This is a genomic window from Eubacterium sp. SB2 (assembly GCF_001244405.1).
In the GTDB taxonomy this organism is placed as follows: Bacteria; Bacillota; Clostridia; order Lachnospirales; family Lachnospiraceae; genus Faecalicatena; species Faecalicatena contortus_B.
On the sequence record NZ_LN865153.1, the window covers coordinates 1,246,679 to 1,264,383 of the forward strand.

Annotated in this window: 10 protein-coding genes; 2 read left to right on the forward strand and 8 right to left on the reverse strand. The window is 45.5% G+C overall.

Features of this window, described 5'->3' with window-relative positions:
• Positions 1-30 precede the first annotated feature (30 nt).
• The 5 genes from BN1938_RS17970 to BN1938_RS17990 all read right to left on the reverse strand — a co-directional run bounded on the left by BN1938_RS17970 (position 31) and on the right by BN1938_RS17990 (position 8,108).
• A complete protein-coding gene (locus BN1938_RS17970) occupies positions 31-1,698 on the reverse strand; it encodes a glycoside hydrolase family 13 protein (RefSeq protein WP_050641862.1) in 1,668 nt (555 codons plus the stop codon).
• Between the two features lie 253 nt (positions 1,699-1,951).
• The gene (locus BN1938_RS17975; RefSeq protein WP_050641863.1) at positions 1,952-2,974 is read right to left on the reverse strand and encodes a LacI family DNA-binding transcriptional regulator; all 1,023 of its coding nucleotides are present in this window, start codon (positions 2,972-2,974) and stop codon (positions 1,952-1,954) included.
• A gap of 243 nt (positions 2,975-3,217) precedes the next feature.
• Complete coding sequence (locus BN1938_RS17980; RefSeq protein ID WP_050642746.1) at positions 3,218-4,276, reverse strand: SGNH/GDSL hydrolase family protein; 1,059 nt, start codon at positions 4,274-4,276, stop codon at positions 3,218-3,220.
• Positions 4,277-4,297: 21 nt separating this feature from the next.
• Positions 4,298-6,952: an AAA family ATPase gene (locus BN1938_RS17985; RefSeq protein ID WP_050641864.1), complete on the reverse strand. Its 2,655-nt coding sequence runs from the start codon at positions 6,950-6,952 to the stop codon at positions 4,298-4,300.
• A gap of 1 nt (position 6,953) precedes the next feature.
• Entirely contained in the window at positions 6,954-8,108 is a 1,155-nt protein-coding gene (locus BN1938_RS17990) for an exonuclease SbcCD subunit D (protein WP_050641865.1), read from the reverse strand.
• A gap of 618 nt (positions 8,109-8,726) precedes the next feature.
• Between BN1938_RS17990 and BN1938_RS17995 the strand changes: the two genes are divergently transcribed.
• Positions 8,727-9,398 carry a type II toxin-antitoxin system PemK/MazF family toxin gene (locus tag BN1938_RS17995; protein WP_050641866.1) on the forward strand — a complete coding sequence of 224 codons (672 nt, stop codon included), beginning with the start codon at positions 8,727-8,729 and terminating at the stop codon, positions 9,396-9,398.
• A gap of 116 nt (positions 9,399-9,514) precedes the next feature.
• On the opposite strand, the gene BN1938_RS18000 is transcribed toward BN1938_RS17995, so the two are convergent.
• Together BN1938_RS18000 and BN1938_RS18005 are read right to left on the reverse strand one after the other, a co-directional pair.
• Positions 9,515-11,218, reverse strand: coding sequence for an ABC-ATPase domain-containing protein (locus tag BN1938_RS18000; RefSeq protein ID WP_050641867.1), 1,704 nt, complete (start codon positions 11,216-11,218; stop codon positions 9,515-9,517).
• 52 nt (positions 11,219-11,270) lie between these two features.
• On the reverse strand, positions 11,271-12,527 hold the full coding sequence (locus tag BN1938_RS18005; protein WP_050641868.1) for a serpin family protein: 1,257 nt from the start codon (positions 12,525-12,527) through the stop codon (positions 11,271-11,273).
• Between the two features lie 1,544 nt (positions 12,528-14,071).
• On the opposite strand from BN1938_RS18005, the gene BN1938_RS18015 reads away from it, so the two are divergent.
• Entirely contained in the window at positions 14,072-14,917 is an 846-nt protein-coding gene (locus BN1938_RS18015; RefSeq protein ID WP_050642747.1) for an Rpn family recombination-promoting nuclease/putative transposase, read from the forward strand.
• 253 nt (positions 14,918-15,170) lie between these two features.
• On the opposite strand, the gene BN1938_RS18020 is transcribed toward BN1938_RS18015, so the two are convergent.
• Positions 15,171-17,696, reverse strand: coding sequence for a heavy metal translocating P-type ATPase (locus BN1938_RS18020; RefSeq protein ID WP_050641869.1), 2,526 nt, complete (start codon positions 17,694-17,696; stop codon positions 15,171-15,173).
• Positions 17,697-17,705 lie beyond the last annotated feature (9 nt).

Consider the following 17,705-nt stretch of genomic DNA (forward strand, 5'->3'; position numbering starts at 1 on the left):
GGAAGGATACTCTCCTTCCCACCTCTTCTATCACTGTTCTAATTGAACAATAACCTCGTATGGCTGTAGTTTCAAAATCTGATGCTGCCTGTAATTTGATAATAAGGTTCCTGACTCCTGTTTGAATAATTCACATCCGACGGTTTGGTCAGAAAAGTTCGCCATTACAGTCATGACTGTATTGTCAAGTTTTCTTTTATACGCCCATATATACTCGGATATTGGATTCAGCAATTCATATTTACCATAGACAATGACCTTATAATTCTTGCGCAGTTTGATTAATGTTTTATAATAACTCAGGATTGAATCGGGGTCATTTCGCTGTTTCTCTACATTGATATCCTGATAATCAGGATTCACTTTCATCCATGGCGCTGCCTTTGAAAATCCCCCATAGCTGCTGTTATTCCATTGCATCGGTGTTCTTGCATTATCACGTCCCAGATTAAATACACATCTAAGAAATTGATCCTCTGTCATAATTTTTTGTTCTTCAACCAGATCACGGTATGCATTTTTAGCCTCAATATCTTTATAGTCTGCAAATGATTCAAATCTGGGATTTGTCATCCCAATTTCCTGCCCCTGGTATATATAGGGCGTCCCCTGTAACATATACAGGCAGGTTGCCAGCATCTTCGCCGATTTTTCCCAGTACAACGGCGTTGATACATCCCCGAATCTAGATACAGAACGGGGCTGGTCATGGTTCTCAAAGTATAAACTGTTCCAGCCCTTGTCAGACAAGCCGTCCTGCCACTTACTCAAAACCTCTATCAAGTCTTTCAGACGATATCTGTTCTCCGTATATTTTCCAAACTGCCCGTAATCGATTGATACATGCTCAAATTGAAACACCATATTTAGCTCAGTGCCATCACAATTCGCGAATTTTGCTGCATCATCTACAGATGCATTCGGTGTTTCTCCAACTGTCATAATGTCGTATTTTGACAGCACTTTCTCATTCATTTCCTGCAGATATTCATGAACACGCGGGCCATTCTCGCAATATGGCGTCAAGTCACCAAAATCTCCGTATGCCCCGGTTACTTCTCCATCCGGAAAAGACGGATTTTTAGAAATCAGGCTGATGACATCCATCCGGAATCCATCTACCCCCTTATCCAGCCACCATGTCATCATTGAGTAAACCTCTTCCCGCAATAAAGGATTATCCCAATTTAAATCCGGCTGCTTTTTAGAGAATATATGCAGATAATACATATCCGTATTATCCTCATATTCCCACGCAGAATTATAAAACCAGCTTCCCCAGTTATTTGGAGCTCCTCCGTTCCTCCCCCTCTTCCAGATATAATAATCGTGATACTTGCTATCCGGCAAAGATCTGCTTTTGGTAAACCATTCGTGTTCATCCGAGGTATGATTTACGACCAAGTCCATCACGATCCGCAGGTTCCGCTTATGCGCCTCAATTAATAAGTGATCAAAATCTTCCATCGTCCCAAACTCTTTCATAATTGCATGATAGTCGCTAATGTCATAACCATTATCCGCATTGGGAGATTGATAAACCGGTGAAAGCCAGATTACATCTATACCCAGTTCTTTCAGATAATCCAGCTTCTGAATAATACCATTGATATCACCAACACCATCATTGTTGCTGTCATAAAAACTCCTTGGGTAAATCTGATATACTACCGCCTCTTTCCACCATTGTTCTCTCATAAAACACCTCACATTTCCAATTTTAACATTGTTTTGCAGCTTGTCCGCACACCCGCCCGCAGGGCATGGATTCCGGTGTACACTTGGGGTTAAGCTGTAACGGTTCAGACAAGCCTGTACTGTTACTATAAGTTTCTTAGCTAAGGATATTTCAAGAGTTTAAACTTGTTTCTATGGCCTGTCAACAGGTTACGGACATAACCTGCTTAGTATACAAAAAGGAAAGGGATAATATATGTAATATGCACATATATTATCCCTTATCCTTCACCGAATTTCTAATAACCAACCGAACCGGCAGCAGAAGATTATGAGTCCCGGTCTCCTTTTCATTAAGTAAATCCAACAGCATCTCGAATGTTTTTTTAGCTTTTCTCGTTATATCCTGATTTATAGTTGTCAGTTTGGGGTGGGAAATACTTGAATACTGATTGTCATCATACCCCGCAATCCCAATATCATCGGGAGCTTTAACCCCCTTCCTGCCTAAATAATTAATACCTTCAACGGCTAAAATATCTGCAAGGAAAAACAGTGCTGTTCTTTTATTCTTATCAGCAAATTCAGCCAGCTCCTCCAACTGTTTCTGCCTCTTTTCGTATACGTCGCTGGCTATAATCATCGGATATGCCTTTAAACGAGAACCTTCTGCCTTTTTTATTGCCTCTTCATACCCCTGCCACCTGGTATAATCGACGCCCACATTACGGTTACCTATCACTAAAATATCTGAATATCCAAGATCCAATAAATATTTAGTCATCAGGTATCCACCCTGTTTGTCCTGCGTTCCGACATTATAAAAATTATCATCTAATATATTATATAAATCTACAGCAACTATAGGTCTCTTTATTAACGCTGCCAGCTTATTATACTCTGTGTGCGTGAAAGTAATTGCCACAAGACCGGCAATGTTCCAGGTCATCACCATCTGATAGATCTCTTCGATACTTTCCGAAGCATACAGCATCATATAGTATCCGGCTTTTCTTATCTCTCTCTCCAGTACGCCAACAAGCTGCCCGTAAAAAGGGTCCGACAAAAATGTATTCTCATAGGATTTACATGTGTGGATTACCACACCGATAATAAGAGGCTTCCCATTTATAAGCGCATTTTTATCCATTCTTTTTACATACTTTGTTTCCTTCAGCACTTTCTCAATTCGTTCGATATTTTTTTTAGAAACTTTTTTTGTCTTTCCATTAATAACATTTGATACGGTTGCAGTACTCACACCCAGCATATCCGCAATCTCTTTAATCGTAGCCATAAGAACCGCTCCTAACATTATTTATGAATAAAATATACCATATCCCCATATTTTAAACAACTCTGCTATAGCCGTGACCAGCTCGGGAGTTTGACAGATAGTTAATTATTATTCTATTTATTAGTTTGCAATTATATAATCACAGGCGCTTTGAATAAATAATAGGAATAATCAAATAATAATTTGTCACCCAATTATGGTATAATTGATGGGTAATGGGAAAATGCATTCCGCTTTTGGATGTTAATTTTTATTTTTGCGTCTGATTGATATGATCAGGACACTTGCTAATATTACCAGTAAGATTGTAGGAACGAAGTATGAATATTTGCCCTGATTGGGTTGGTTTTTGGACTGTTTGGTGGTATCGGGGGGCAGGTCTTCGTTCTCGGGAGCAGACTGTTCGGATTGGTCTGCCGGCTTTGGCTGTTGAGCTTCTCCCTTTACGGCTTCGCCATCTACGGACTGAGTATTTATATCCGTAACGGGCTGGATTTCATCGTAGACCATTGCTGCGATAAGCTGCTGCCCTTCCTGGCTGGGGTGGAGGCCGTCGCCCTGGACGAAGGCTACGATATTGGAGTTGAAAAGGTCTACGACCTGGTAGTCGAATTCTTCTGCTCTTTTTTCGATGATACTGTTCATATTCTGGATGATGTCTTCTACAACCTTATTCATGGTTCCGGGAAGCTGCATATTATAAATGGGGTTGTAGATATTGGTTACGATAATTTGAGCCGTGTCTTTTTTCTGCTGGGTTATAGTCTGCATGGCAGTGGCCCACTCTGCCTCAAAACCTCCATAGTCCCAGCTGCTTAAGGCATCTATGATCTTGAGGATCAGTAACGGATTTTTTTTGACCGCTTCCTGAAGTTCATTCAAAGCCTGAGGTGCACTCCTGAATTTGGTGTCGGAATTCAGGATTTCCTGGGCTTCTTTTTTAAATTCGTTCATAAGGTCGTTGGACCCCATTGTTACAAATATAAGATCCGATTTGTTAAGATTTCTTTTTACCGTATCCCTGGACAGAACCTTTTCATTGAGGCCCTGTGTGTCCAGGCCGTTTTTCGCGTAATTCTGATAGTCAAAATATATCGCATTTTCATCGGCAATCTGCTCGGTCACAAGACGGCCGTAGCAGTCTATTTGATTGACTTTATCTGAAGAATACCCCTTTGCGATGCTGTCCCCAAGAACCGTACAGGTTATAATTTCCTCCCATGCCCTAACGGGCAGTGCCTGCTGCAGGCTGAGGATTACGGCCAGCAGCAGGGCTGATGCTGTTTTCAGGTATTTCTTCATCTGTCCCACTTCCATTTCTGTTTATTCTAATACCCACCTGGTACTGCTTCCCTGCTCTGTCTTTGTCACTGCAAGTTTCCATTCGATCTGTTCTTTTAATTCATTTACATGGGATATGATTCCCACGATTCCTTTTTCACCTGCCAGCTCCTGCAGAATCTGGATCGCCCGCTCTCTTGCCGCGTCATCCAGGGAACCGAAGCCTTCATCCACAAACATCGTCTCCAGACTGATTGCGCCTGCCGTGTTCTGTATGATATCTGACAGTCCCAGCGCCATGGAGAGGGATGCCATGAAAGATTCGCCTCCGGACAGTGTCTTCACATCCCGGACGGAATCGTTGACAAGGTGGTAGACATCCAGATCCAGCCCGGCCTGCCCCTGGCTGCTCAGGTCTTTGATTTCCCGGCACTGCAGGATAAATTCGTTGGAGGTCATCTTGCTGAGCCGCCGGTTGGCGGCATGGATGATCTGCTTGAAATATTTTCTCTGCACATAGGTTTCAAAATCCAGCTTAATACTGCCGTTCAGGGTTCCATTGGCCGTACGGCTCAAGTTGTTGACCATCTCGTACTGCATTGTCAGACCTGCTTTTGTTTCAAAATACTGTTTCAGCTTTGCCCTGGCCTCTTTGTTTTTCTGGTTCTGGCTGTGCAGCTGAAGCCACCTGTCTTTCTGCGCTTTCTGTGAGATGAGCACCTCTTCCAGCTTTTCTTTTTCTTCCTCCAGGTCTGCAGGCTGCTTTCCCTCGCTCTGCTGGCATAGCATTTCATACCTTGTTTTTACTTCGAGGCACTCTTTTTCATACTGGCTGAGTGCTTCGGCTTTCGCTTTGCGTCCTTCTGTCCATTCCAATGCACTGCTGTATTCTTCACGGGACGCAAATTTCTGTGCTTTTAACTCTTCCTGAAAATATTCTTCCTCTTCTTTCTGCTTCGTATTCAATTCCTGGAGCTGTTTTTCCTGGCTCTCCAGAAGTCCGCTTCTGCGCTTCATTTCTTCCATCAATTCCCGGAAATCTTTTCCCTTTTTCTGGAAATTTTTCTTCATTTCTTTTAAATCAGCTTCCAGCTGTTTCAAATGTGCTCTTGCTTCATCCTCTAAAAGGGAACCTCCGGCCATGATATCTTCCGCCGCTTCCTCCAACAGTTTTCTTTCGGAGTCCAGGCGGCTTTTGGATGCCTGAAACTGTTCCTGGCAGGCGGTACGCTCCTGCTCTTTTTGATCCCGCCTTTCCTTGGCCTGCTGCACTTCTTCCTGCCCCGGAGCGCCCTTTAGTATCTCCGCCCTGTGGGGGTGTTCTGTAGAACCGCATACAGGACACGGCTGGCCTTCCTTTAGTTCCTTTGCCAGAATACCGGCCTGTTCCTCAAAAAACTGCTGGTACTTTTTCTCGTAATCCGCAGAGGCCGCCCGGCACTCCTTGAGCACACGTTCCATTTTCTTTAACTGTTTGTGATACTGTTCTTCCAGTTTCCTGATATTCGCATATCTGGGCAGAATATCTTTCAGACGGAGAATCTGTTTTTGAAAAACGGGTTCCTTTTCCTGCAGCTCTTCCTCCAGCTGCTGCAGTTCCTTTTCCTTCTCTGCCGAAACTGCCGTCTGCTCCTCCATCCAGCTTTTTGTCTGCCCCACTGTTTCTTGCAGACGCTTTGCTTCCAGGCTGGTCCGTTTATACTGTTCTTCTTTAACAAGAACTTTTTCGGCCCGCTCACCGTCTTTGATCTGGCGGCTGATCTCTTTCATGCCGCTCTTTTTTTCCTCCAGCTCCTGCAGCCTCTTTTGAACCTGCTCTTTCGACCGAAACAGAATGTTGACCTCTTCCTGGCCGCGGATCGCGGCATTGAGATTCTCGGCCTGCTTCTGCAGCTGTGTATGTTCTTTCTCGGCCTCTGTCTCCATGGACTTCCCCTGCCTGCAGATTTCCTTTAATACGTCCATGACCTCCTCTGCCGGAGGAATTTTCAGCGCCGAAAGCCGCTCCCACTTAGCAGACTCAGCGCTTTTGGCATAAGTCTCCACACGCTCCATCTCACGCAGGCAGTCTTTTGTATTGTCCTCCATGCGGATATAGAGCTGTTTTGCCTCCTCCTTTAATTCTTCCTGTACCTGCCAGTACAGCCTGGTCTGAAAGATTCTGGAGAAAATCTTCTTGCGTTCTTTGGACTCTGCATGGAGCAGTCTCAGGAAATCTCCCTGAGCAATCATTGCGATCTGGGTGAACTGGTTCACATCCAGACCTATGATTTCCTCGATTTTATTATCAATGTCCTTCTTCTTTCCCTGTACCTCTCTGCCGTCTGGCATGAACAGGCTTACCTTGGCCGTCTCTTTTACAAGACGGGGCGAGCCGTCCGCCATCCGGCGCTTTCCGATCCGCAGATATTCGGGGTTTCTTCTGACCGTATATTCTTTTCCTCTGTAGGAAAATGTATACTCTACGAAAGTATCCGTCTCTTCTGATGCATACTGGCTGCGCATCATATTGCCATCGCGCCTTCCTCCGCTGGTTTTATCGTAAAGCGCGTACGTGATGGCATCAAAAATCGTGGTCTTTCCTGCACCGGTGTCTCCGGTGATAAGAAAAAGGCCATGCTGTATTTTTGTAAAATCTATTTCTTCCACATCTGCATAAGAACCAAATGCAGACATTATCAACCTTACCGGCCTCATCTTATTCCCCCTTCACCTTCTCAAATACCTGTTCCAGAAATCCCCTCTCTTCCTGAGACAGCTCCCGGCCCTGGATTTCCTCATAAAACTCCCCAAATACAGACAGCGGATCGGTCAATTCCACCTCATCGTCGTACTCCTCCAAACGCTTTCTGGTACGGGCATTATCCATCCGGATCTCGAGAATGTGGGGATATACTTTTTCCAGCTGTTCCTTTGGCCTGTACGGATCCACCTCATCCGTCAGCGTAATGCTGATATAGTCCTCACAGCTTCCGTTCTCCGCCTGCCCCATGATCTGCTTCATCTCTCCGCGGACCGTACGCACATCCCTGAGCGGATGCAGCGGCAGAAGCTCTACGTGCACCTCTTCCCCCTTTTTGCCGAGTTCCACCACATGAAGCGACTTCGTATCTCCCGCCTCACTGACGGAATACTTCAGAAGGGTCCCGCAGTAACGGATAAAGGGCTCGCCGGCCTGCTGTGCCCGGTGCAGGTGTCCGAGAGCCACATAATCAAACTGCAGGAGGGGCGCGATGTCAACATTGTCAATCCCGCCCACGGAAAACAGCTCCGAATCGCAGGTCTGCGGCGTTTTCCCGTTTCCCGTATAGAACTGGTGGGACAACAAAACATTGCGCTTCTCCCGGTCCGGTGCTTCCCGTTCCAAGATACGCGCGACCGCTTCGCTGTAAGTCTCCGGAATCTCTTCCTCAAAAACACCGCGGACATACCCCGGCTTTAAAAATGGTAGCAGATAAAAGTCCACATCCCCGTATTCGTCACAGAGTGTTACTTTCTTTAAATATTCATCCTTTTCCCTGGGCGCTTCACCTGCAATATATATATTCTGTCTGCCCAGAATTCGGCTGGCGTAGTCGAGCCGCTGGGCCGAATCATGGTTCCCGCTGATCAGAATAACCGCCGGTTTTTCGTCCACGTCAGCCAGTTCCGTCAGAAAATCGTCAAACAGAGAGACCGCCTCCGCCGACGGGACGGACTTGTCATAGATATCTCCGGCTATTACGACTGCGTCAGGTTTAAGCTCCTTCACCTGACTGACCACCTCGTTTAATATATGTCTCTGATCCTCCAGAAGGCTGTAATGGTGCAGTTGTTTGCCAATATGCAGATCAGATAAATGAAAAAAACGCATATGTTTCCTCTTTCTACTATGTTTTCGTTATTTTAATTCACGCTCGGATATCATTCGATTGAACTGATAAATTTTCTTACAAATTCCTTCTTTTCGAGCTCCGTCATCTTCCTGTATATCATATCAAATTACAAAAGAATTTGATACATCTGTTTTCCTGTAATTTATTTCCCGCAGAATACGGTATTAACAGTTTAGAGCGTGTCGGAGGATTTACTGCGCAGACCGTATGAAAACATAGTGGTTGCATGCATCCTATCTACGCTCCACTGCGGTTCGTGCTATACGTACGCCACCCCTTCGCCTCAGACGAATTTTATAATTTAAAAATAATTTTTATCGCTTGACATTCCAGGTATTGTGAAATATAATTTAAATCCAAACAAAAATATTGAAAGCTTTGTTTTCAGAACAATATCCAGTGGATTTTTGCAGTGTAATTGAGTATAATATAGGTAAGCAGATAAACTGCTTTTCACACTTGCCAATAAGTGTTTTTTGGTCGACGAGGCCACTATTGGATGGATAATTTGACCGACGAGGTCTCTCTGGTCCGCCAGAGTAGGGTATGGTTAGCGCCGTACCCTTTTTTCATATAGAGAACAAGGAGATATGATATTGAACGAGTATCTTAGAGCACAAAATAAAACAAATGAAGCTGTCATAACGAACGCTTTTAACTCAGATGAACTTAACAGATTTTCAAAAGCTGATTTTCGTTGGGCTGATAACAGAACAAAACAATTCCGGCATAGGACTGTCAAAAAAGGGGAAATCTATCAGTTCGAATTCGGGAAGAATTATAAACCAGAAATGTCCTATGAACACCGTGGACTGGTAATCGGGGTTAAAAAAAAGTTATTATATGTGCTTCCGGTTTTTTCATATGATTCGTCTAAACACCCGGATGTTTATCATCCTGTTGAGTCCCCTGCTTCAAAAAGTGATTTGTTCCTGATGAAGAGCAGTGATTTTCCATTTTTAAGCCATGACTCTGTACTAAAGCTCAATGACATAAGAACTGTTAGCATCAACCGGATTCTTTACCAGCAAACCGGCCAGATTCCAATTTTATCTGATACATATAAACAGATTGAACAACTTGTCCTTCAAAAATATTTTCCTGGTTTTTATCATGAATTTACACAAGAGCGGCAAAACATTTCTTTACTCGAAGAAAAACTTAAAGAAAGCGTAGATAATCAAAAAGTACTAGAGGCAGAGAACAGAAAATTACAGAATGAAATTCAGTCACTGAAAGATAAGCTAAAAGCCGTCGAAAAACAGTGATTTTGCAAAAGGTACTTCCACACAAACCGGAAGTACCTTTTTCTTTCATCTTTTTATTGACATCCTATATCCCCTCAGTAGCAGTCCCTCCACCCAGGGCAATGTAGCTTCTCTATCTACAGCTTCAGGCCCCGGTATCGATCCAGGCATGCATATATCTCCTGTTTTCTCGGCGCTGCAAGGCACGCCACACTGGAGCCGCTTTCACACAAACTACCCAGTCCGTCTTTTTTTATCTTATTCTCCAACTCCTCCACAACCTTCTGCAGAGTCTTTCTTCCGTCTAAAAAATGTTTTTCCGCATATTTTACACAATACCCCAGAGCAGACACCTGCTCACTGTCAACGAGCTGCTCCACATAGCGCAGGTCTATGGTTTCCCGGTTAATCTGCACAGCCTCCCGGCCCATCGTCTTCATCTTTACCCTGTCATTCCCGCGAAATGCCGGATTTCCTCCCGGGCATCGTGTGAACACGGGTGCTGCTGCTTTTTCATCCGGCCCGCTGAGCATTGGAAAACTTTCGGCCTCTCTTTTCGCAAGAGCGGTGATATCTTTCGGCACATATCTGTCCATCTGGATAATGCAGTCCGCAATATGGAAATATGCCCCGGAACTTCCTGCCACGATGGCAGTTGATATTCCATACTCATCATACAATTCCCTGATCCGTTCGATAAATGGCGTGATGGGTTCCATATCTCTGTGTATCACGCGCTGCATCAGCTCATCCCGTATCATAAAATTCGTTGCGCTTGTGTCTTCATCGATCAGCAGCAGTTTTGCCCCCGCCTCCATGCTCTCTATCACATTCGCTGCCTGGGATGTACTTCCGCTGGCATCCTCTGTGTAGAATCCTCGTGTTTCCTTCTTATTGGGAAGGTCATTTATAAACATGGAAATATCTGTTTTCTTAATGCTGCGTCCATCCTCTGCGCGGATCTTCATTGCGGTGGCGTCTGTAATCACATACTCCCTGCCGTCCCCCGCAATATGGTTATAAACCCCCAGTTCCAGCGCTTTCAGGAGCGTAGACTTTCCGTGGTATCCCCCGCCCACAATCAGTGTGATTCCTCTGCGGATTCCCATTCCCGTTATTTTTCCTCTGTGAGGCAGTTCCAGCGTCACTTTCAGTTCCTCCGGGGAAGCAAAGGCAACCGCCCCTTTCATTGGCCGGGAAGAAATTCCGGATTCTCTGGGCAGAATAGCTCCGTCCGCCACAAAAGCAGCCAGTCCCAGAGCAGGCAGCTGCTCCCGGATATACTGCTGGTCATCCGCTAGAAATGCTGTCTGTTCTATTCTTTTTTTATCGCTTTTCTTATAATACAGAGAGTTTTCCACACAATCGGGCAAAAAATCAAACAATATCTTCATTAATTCCCTGGCATTGATGGTTCTTCCGTTTGCAGGAAAACCGGCCTCAAGCCTTAGTACCAGATCCCCGGTCCGAACATCAATACTGCATGCCGTACGTTCCAGTATCTCCTGTCCGCATCTGCTGACAGAGATCAGGCCGCTCTTGCCCGAACCTTTGGCTTTGAATGCATACTTTTCAACACCGCGTCCGAACTGGCGTGTCAGATAATCCTGCAGAGCAATCCGGCGGTGCACCGTCTCAAACAGCTCTTTTGGAAACCCTGCCGCCGCACCTTTTATATGAATACTTAATTTTGAAGGGGAGGCAAATGGATCTCCCTGTACATGATCGATGGAAAGCTGATACCCGGGGAACTGATAAACACCCTTCGTATCTTTGTAGGCAGGATAACTCTTGTGGTCAATCCTGTTGAGTAAATTTTTTAGTTCTGTTGATGTCTGCATCTTAATGCACTCCTTTTCTATTTTTTGTTCCGGCAGCACTCTCCGGTGTGCCCTATTCTTTTATATCCATCACTGTCCCCATGAAGACAGGAAGTTTCGCCTCACAATCGATGAGCATATAAATAAATGGCCGGTTCAGATATACTATCTTGCGCTCCGTTGGATCAGCCATGGGGGCTCCATCCAGCACCTCTACTGCCGTCGCTGCTCCCGCCTTGGTTCCTTTCTCATCCACCGCAATATAGGTTTTGTGTAATACACGATTAATATAAAGATTCCCCTTAGTTGATGTCCCCAACCCGCTAAAGTCTGCCTGTCCAAAATCAAAGGCATCTGGCATACCCAGCCCCTTCAGAATCTCACTCATCTCTGTATCATACTCATTTTCGAATTTAGGAATCGCCGCATCCACCGGTACGCTCTGTGAGTTGTTCAGAAGGCTCATCAGCTTTTCACCTGTTAAGGAAGAAATATATTCACTCATGCTTATCCCCTCATTCGGAAGCAGTCCTGCAAACGCATATTTTCTGTCTTTATAATATTTAACCAGGCCAGTTGTGTACTCATCTTCCAAGTATTCGTTCTCTTCAGAAAACATCATCTCAGCAATCTGCTCACTTCCGTTTTCCGTTGTAAAAACATCCGCCATGACTTCATTTTCCTTATATATGTTCTCCCATTCGGCATCAAAAGCAATCGCATTGATCAGATACATGATCGCTTCATCCGGAATCTCATCCAGTATATCTTCTATCATACCGTCCGTTTTATCGCTGACCCAATTGTTGATGTCCTTGAGCGTGGAATTATCAAAAGGCGCCTGGTAAAGCTCCGCGTCATACCAGTCTGCGTTTGCCTGCAGAAAATCCGGATTCACGGTCAGACTCTCATCCTCTTTAAACCAGATTGAATTGGCAATATCCAGCTTGTACTTATTGCCGGAAGCCAATGCCTCTTTATAAGCATAGAGGTATGGATTCAGTTCTTCTACGCTCAGCCCCAGCACATCCTCCATCTGTGTGAGGGTCTCCCCTTCTGCCCCATTCGCGGTCATAGCAAGAGCATAGAGCACAGAAACAGGCGATATCAGCACCTCAGAGTTTTCTTGCCGGCTGGCCTCAAACAGGCGCACCGCAAAATCTGCGGCGGCAACAGTATCCTCGTCACGAAGCACGGCTTCTTTGCTGACATCATTGGCCTTTACACCTTTCATTAAGTCTGATGCCTGTACCTTTTTGCCGCAGCCGGATAAAAGAAATGCGCCTGTAAGTACTACTGCAATACAGAATGAAAACATGCGCTTTTTCATAAGGGATCTCCTTTCCTTATTGTATTGAACATGATTGTCAATTGACAGGGGCCGATTTACGCATATTGTATCATTTACAAAGACAATTGTAAAACACATGGGGGCGACTTTTTCAAGAAAATCGGGATTTAGCGACGAGCTTTAGCCTCGGCGCGGATGGGGACGCTCCATAAAGGGATAGCCGAAAACCTCCCGGAGAACATCCATGTCCTTTCAAAAACGCGGCCGCGGACCTAAGAAATTCTAGGCGGGAAACAGCCCTGAAAATGGAGCACCACTGACACATCACGAGAAATCCGATGATTTCTCGCGCTGGGTCAGCTGATTTTTGGATTCGGAATCCAAAAATCTCTCCATTTTCAGGGCTGTTTCCCACCAAGAATTTCTAAGGTCCGCTTTGAGCGTTTTNCCGAAAACCTCCCGGAGAACATCCATGTCCTTTCAAAAACGCGGCCGCGGACCTAAGAAATTCTAGGCGGGAAACAGCCCTGAAAATGGAGCACCACTGACACATCACGAGAAATCCGATGATTTCTCGCGCTGGGTCAGCTGATTTTTGGATTCGGAATCCAAAAATCTCTCCATTTTCAGGACTGTTTCCCACCAAGAATTTCTAAGGTCCGCTTTGAGCGTTTTTGAAAGGACATGGATGTTCTCCGGGAGGTTTTCGGCTATCCCTTCATGGAGCTGGCGCATCCAACCGGTAGGAAAAAGCTCGTTTCTAAGGAGGGGCCTCAAACGGGGGCAGCGTATGGATATAGAATTGGTGGCACTTTTATGTCCCCAGTAGGTGTAAAAAGCAAGGGGATACGCTTCCGGTATCAAAATAATTCAATACGCATCTTGAAGATGAAAAGACACGCATAGCCAATCCACATCCGCTGCCCTGGTCCGGGATCCCACCCGGTTGGCGAGCTCACCTGCCGATTGGATGAGCCAGCTTTATGACAGGGAGGCCGGGGAGGTGCTGGGGCTGTATATGCCGTTGCGAAATGCTGGAATGCGCTTAGTGATTCTTGAACAGCCGATGCCGGATAGGCGGGGAAAAACTTGATCTCCAAATCAAGTTTTTACTGAACCCAGCGCGGGAAATCATCAGATTTCCCGTGATGTGTTCAGTGTACCCGCCTATCCGGCATCGGGTGTTCTAGAATCACTTTGCAGCACGGGTGCATATCGCAACGGCATATACAGCCCCAGCACTTCCCCGGCCTCCCTGTCATAAAGCGTCCCCATCCGTCGACTAGGCTAAAGCTAGCCGACTAAATCCCGATTATGGTTTATAAGTCTGATTGCCAAAAGGATATATGACGTGATATACTAGAAATCAGAGATATCGAAAAGCAATCGCTTTTCATTTTCCAAACGGCGTTTCGCCGAAGTATACCAACACAAAAACTTATTTAACAGCGGAAAAACTTTGATTGAACTTTGTAAGAAATTCTAGTCTTTTGTACCTTCTAAATCCGTGGAATGATAAATAAAAAGCAGGGGATTTCCTTTTGTGTACAATTGCAGCTTTTTCTGCACATGAAAGGAGATTTATGGCAAATGATAACTTTATCATGTTACCGACTGTAGACTTCTGTTTTAATAATCTAATGCAGAATTCTAAAGTCAGAAGAGGCTTTATAGCAGCTCTATTAAAAGTTTCACCCAATGAGATCGAAGATACCTGTATTCTTCCAACTCTGCTTTCCAGGGACACCCCGGATGATAAGCTGGGTATTCTGGATGTGAGGGTACTGCTAAAGGATCGAACCCAGATGAATCTGGAAATGCAGGTAAAATATTTTGAATACTGGGATGAACGTATCCTGTTCTATCTCTGTAAAATGTTTGACAGTCAGCTTAAAAAGGGAGACTCTTATGACAATCTGCAAAAATGTATCCATGTAAGTATCCTGGATTTCAACCATTTTCCTGGTGACAACAGTTGTTACCGCAGTTTTCATTTCCGGGATGACCGGACGGGCAGCCTTTACACTGATAAAATGGAGATTCATATACTGGAACTCAAGAAACTGCCTGCAGGTATACATACCGAGGAGAATATTATTGCATGGGTGAAGTTCTTCAATGGGAAAGACAGAAAGGAGTTTGAACGAATGGCTAAAACAAACGAATATCTGGATGAAGCGTATCATACACTGGTAAATTTGAGTGCGGATGAACAAAAGCGGCTCGAATATGAGGCGAGGGAAAAAGCTCTCAAGGATTATAATACTCAGATTAGCAGTGCCGAAAAGAGAGGGATTCAAATTGGACAGCACGTCGGGGAGCAACGTGCCCGCCAGGTTTTCAAACTGCATATTCGGGGAAAATCTTTCGATGAGATCGCCGAATACTGTGATTTAACTGTTGAGAAAGTAAAAGAAATTCTGGAATAAACCTTGTTAAAAACATCCATTTGGATAAACGAAGCCTGTGCTGTCCCGGTGAAATATTTGACAGCCAGCACTTGGATATCTGAATATTGTGCAAAAAAAGTCTTGCAGGTATATACAGTATTAAAAAATACTGTATATACCTGCAGATTAACATTTGGCAGCCAAAAGCTCTTTTTTCATAAACACCAGAGATTATATATCAGCTTAATCCCTCTGTTTTATCATCATTTTCCAGCTGTTCCTAAGTTTCTGTTTACTTTATCTCCAGTACTTTATAGTCCTGATCTTCTACTGTCTTTTTTAATTCTTCATCTGAGATCTCTGCACTTAAGGTTACGACTGCGGTTCCTGACTCGTGGCTTACTGCCGCTTCATCCACCTGTGAAAGCGCCTCCAGGCTCTTCTTTACTCTGGCCTCACAGTGTCCGCACATCATACCCTCAATTTTCATAGTTTTTTGCATCGTTGTTTCCTCCTCTTTCTTTTTGATTTTTATTTTTTTATCTTTCGCTGCATCATACATTTTAAATAAGTTAAGCCTGAGTGCATTTGTTACTACACAGAAGCTTGACAGGCTCATTGCGGCTGCACCGAACATGGGGTTTAATTTCCATCCGAGCAGCGGGAACCAGACACCGGCTGCCAGCGGAATTCCAATGACATTGTAGATAAATGCCCAGAATAGATTCTCATGGATATTCCGGAGGGTAGCCCTGCTTAACCGGATTGCAGCCGGCACGTCGCTCAGGCGGCTTTTCATCAGGACTACATCTGCCGCATCGATTGCGATATCTGTACCAGCGCCGATGGCAATTCCGATATCCGCCCTGGTCAGTGCGGGTGCATCATTGATTCCGTCTCCCACCATGGCGACTCTGCCCTTACGCTTCAGAGAACGGATCACGTTTTCCTTGCCGTCCGGCAGTACGCCCGCGATCACCTCATCCACTCCGGCCTGACGACCGATGGCCTTCGCTGTCCGCTCATTATCACCGGTCAGCATTACCACATGAATCCCCATGTTCTGTAATTCTTTGACAGCCCGGGGACTGTCTTCCTTAATAACATCTGCTACTGCAATGATGCCAATGAGCTGATTGCTGCGGCTGAAGAATAACGGTGTCTTTCCGTCTTCGGCCAGCTGTTCTGCCTTCTTTCTCATTGCTTCCGGAACTTTGGTATTCTCACTGATAAACTTGAAGCTGCCTCCTGTCAGAAGATCTCCGTCCATTCTGCCGGAAAGTCCATTGCCCGGGAGCGCCTGAAAGTCTGTGATCTCCTGGACATTTTGTATGTCCCGCTCCTCTGCAAGCATAAGGACAGCCCGTGCCAGGGGGTGTTCGCTTTTTTTCTCCAGCCCATAAGCCATAGCCAGGAGCTCTTCTTCTTTCACGCCTTCTGCCGGAAGCATATCTGTTACTCTGGGCTCACCGCTTGTTATTGTCCCGGTTTTATCAAGTGCCACGATCTGCATCTTTCCGGTCTCCTCAAGGGAAACCGCTGTCTTGAACATGATCCCATGCTTTGCCCCCATACCGTTGCCGACCATGATCGCAACCGGCGTCGCCAGGCCCAGGGCACATGGGCAGCTGATAACCAGTACGGAGATTCCTCTTGCAAGAGCGAAGCCGATGGTCTGCCCGGCAAACAGCCATATCAGAATTGTCAATGCTGCAATCGCAATAACCACCGGCACAAATACACCGGATACCCGGTCTGCAACCTTGGCAATGGGCGCCTTTGTTGCCGCCGCATCGCTGACCATCTGAATAATCTGGGAAAGTGTGGTGTCTTCACCGACCCTGGTCGCCTCACACTTGATAAAACCAGAGTGGTTCAGCGTTGCTGCCGATACCGGATCCCCTGCAGCTTTGTCAATCGGAATGCTTTCTCCGGTCAGAGCAGACTCATTTACTGCACTGCTTCCTTCTATAATAATACCATCCACCGGTATATTTTCCCCGGGTCTTACTACAAAGATATCCCCTTTTACTACCTGATCAATGGATACCACTGTCTCTGCTTCTCCGCGCAGAACAATCGCTGTCTTCGGCGCCAGTTTCATCAGGCTCTTAAGCGCATCTGTGGTTCTGCCCTTGGATCGTGCTTCCAGCATTTTTCCTACGGTAATCAAGGTCAGAATCATAGCCGCTGATTCGAAATAAAACTCATGCATGTAGTTCATCACCCCAGCCATATCGCCGTGCATCTGTGCATCAGTCATTGCAAACAGCGCATAGGTGCTGTAGATGTATGAGGCCCCCGCGCCAAGCGCGACCAGAGTATCCATATTCGGCGCCCGATGCCACAGGCTTCTAAAGCCGCTGATGAAAAACTTCTGGTTCACTACCATGATTACCGTGGTAAACAACAGCTGAATCAGTCCCATTGCCACATGATTTCCATCCAGAACTGCCGGAACAGGCCAGTTCCACATCATATGTCCCATCGATACATACATCAACGGAACCAAAAAACAGAGCGATGCGATCAGCCTCTTTTTTAGTATTGGAGTTTCTCTGTCTTTTAAAAGATCATTTTCCGCCGGAGCCTTTGTTGAAGCGCCTGATTTGTCACCGGAAACTTTCGGGGCGGCTTCGTAACCTGCCTCTTCTACTGCTGCAATAATATCAGAAGCCGAAGCGCCGCCTTCTACTCCCATGGAATTTGTCAGCAGGCTGACCGAACAGGACGTAACTCCGGGAACTTTAGCGACCGCCTTTTCCACGCGGGCACTGCAGGCTGCACAGCTCATTCCTGTTACTGAATATTGTTCCATCTTCTGCCT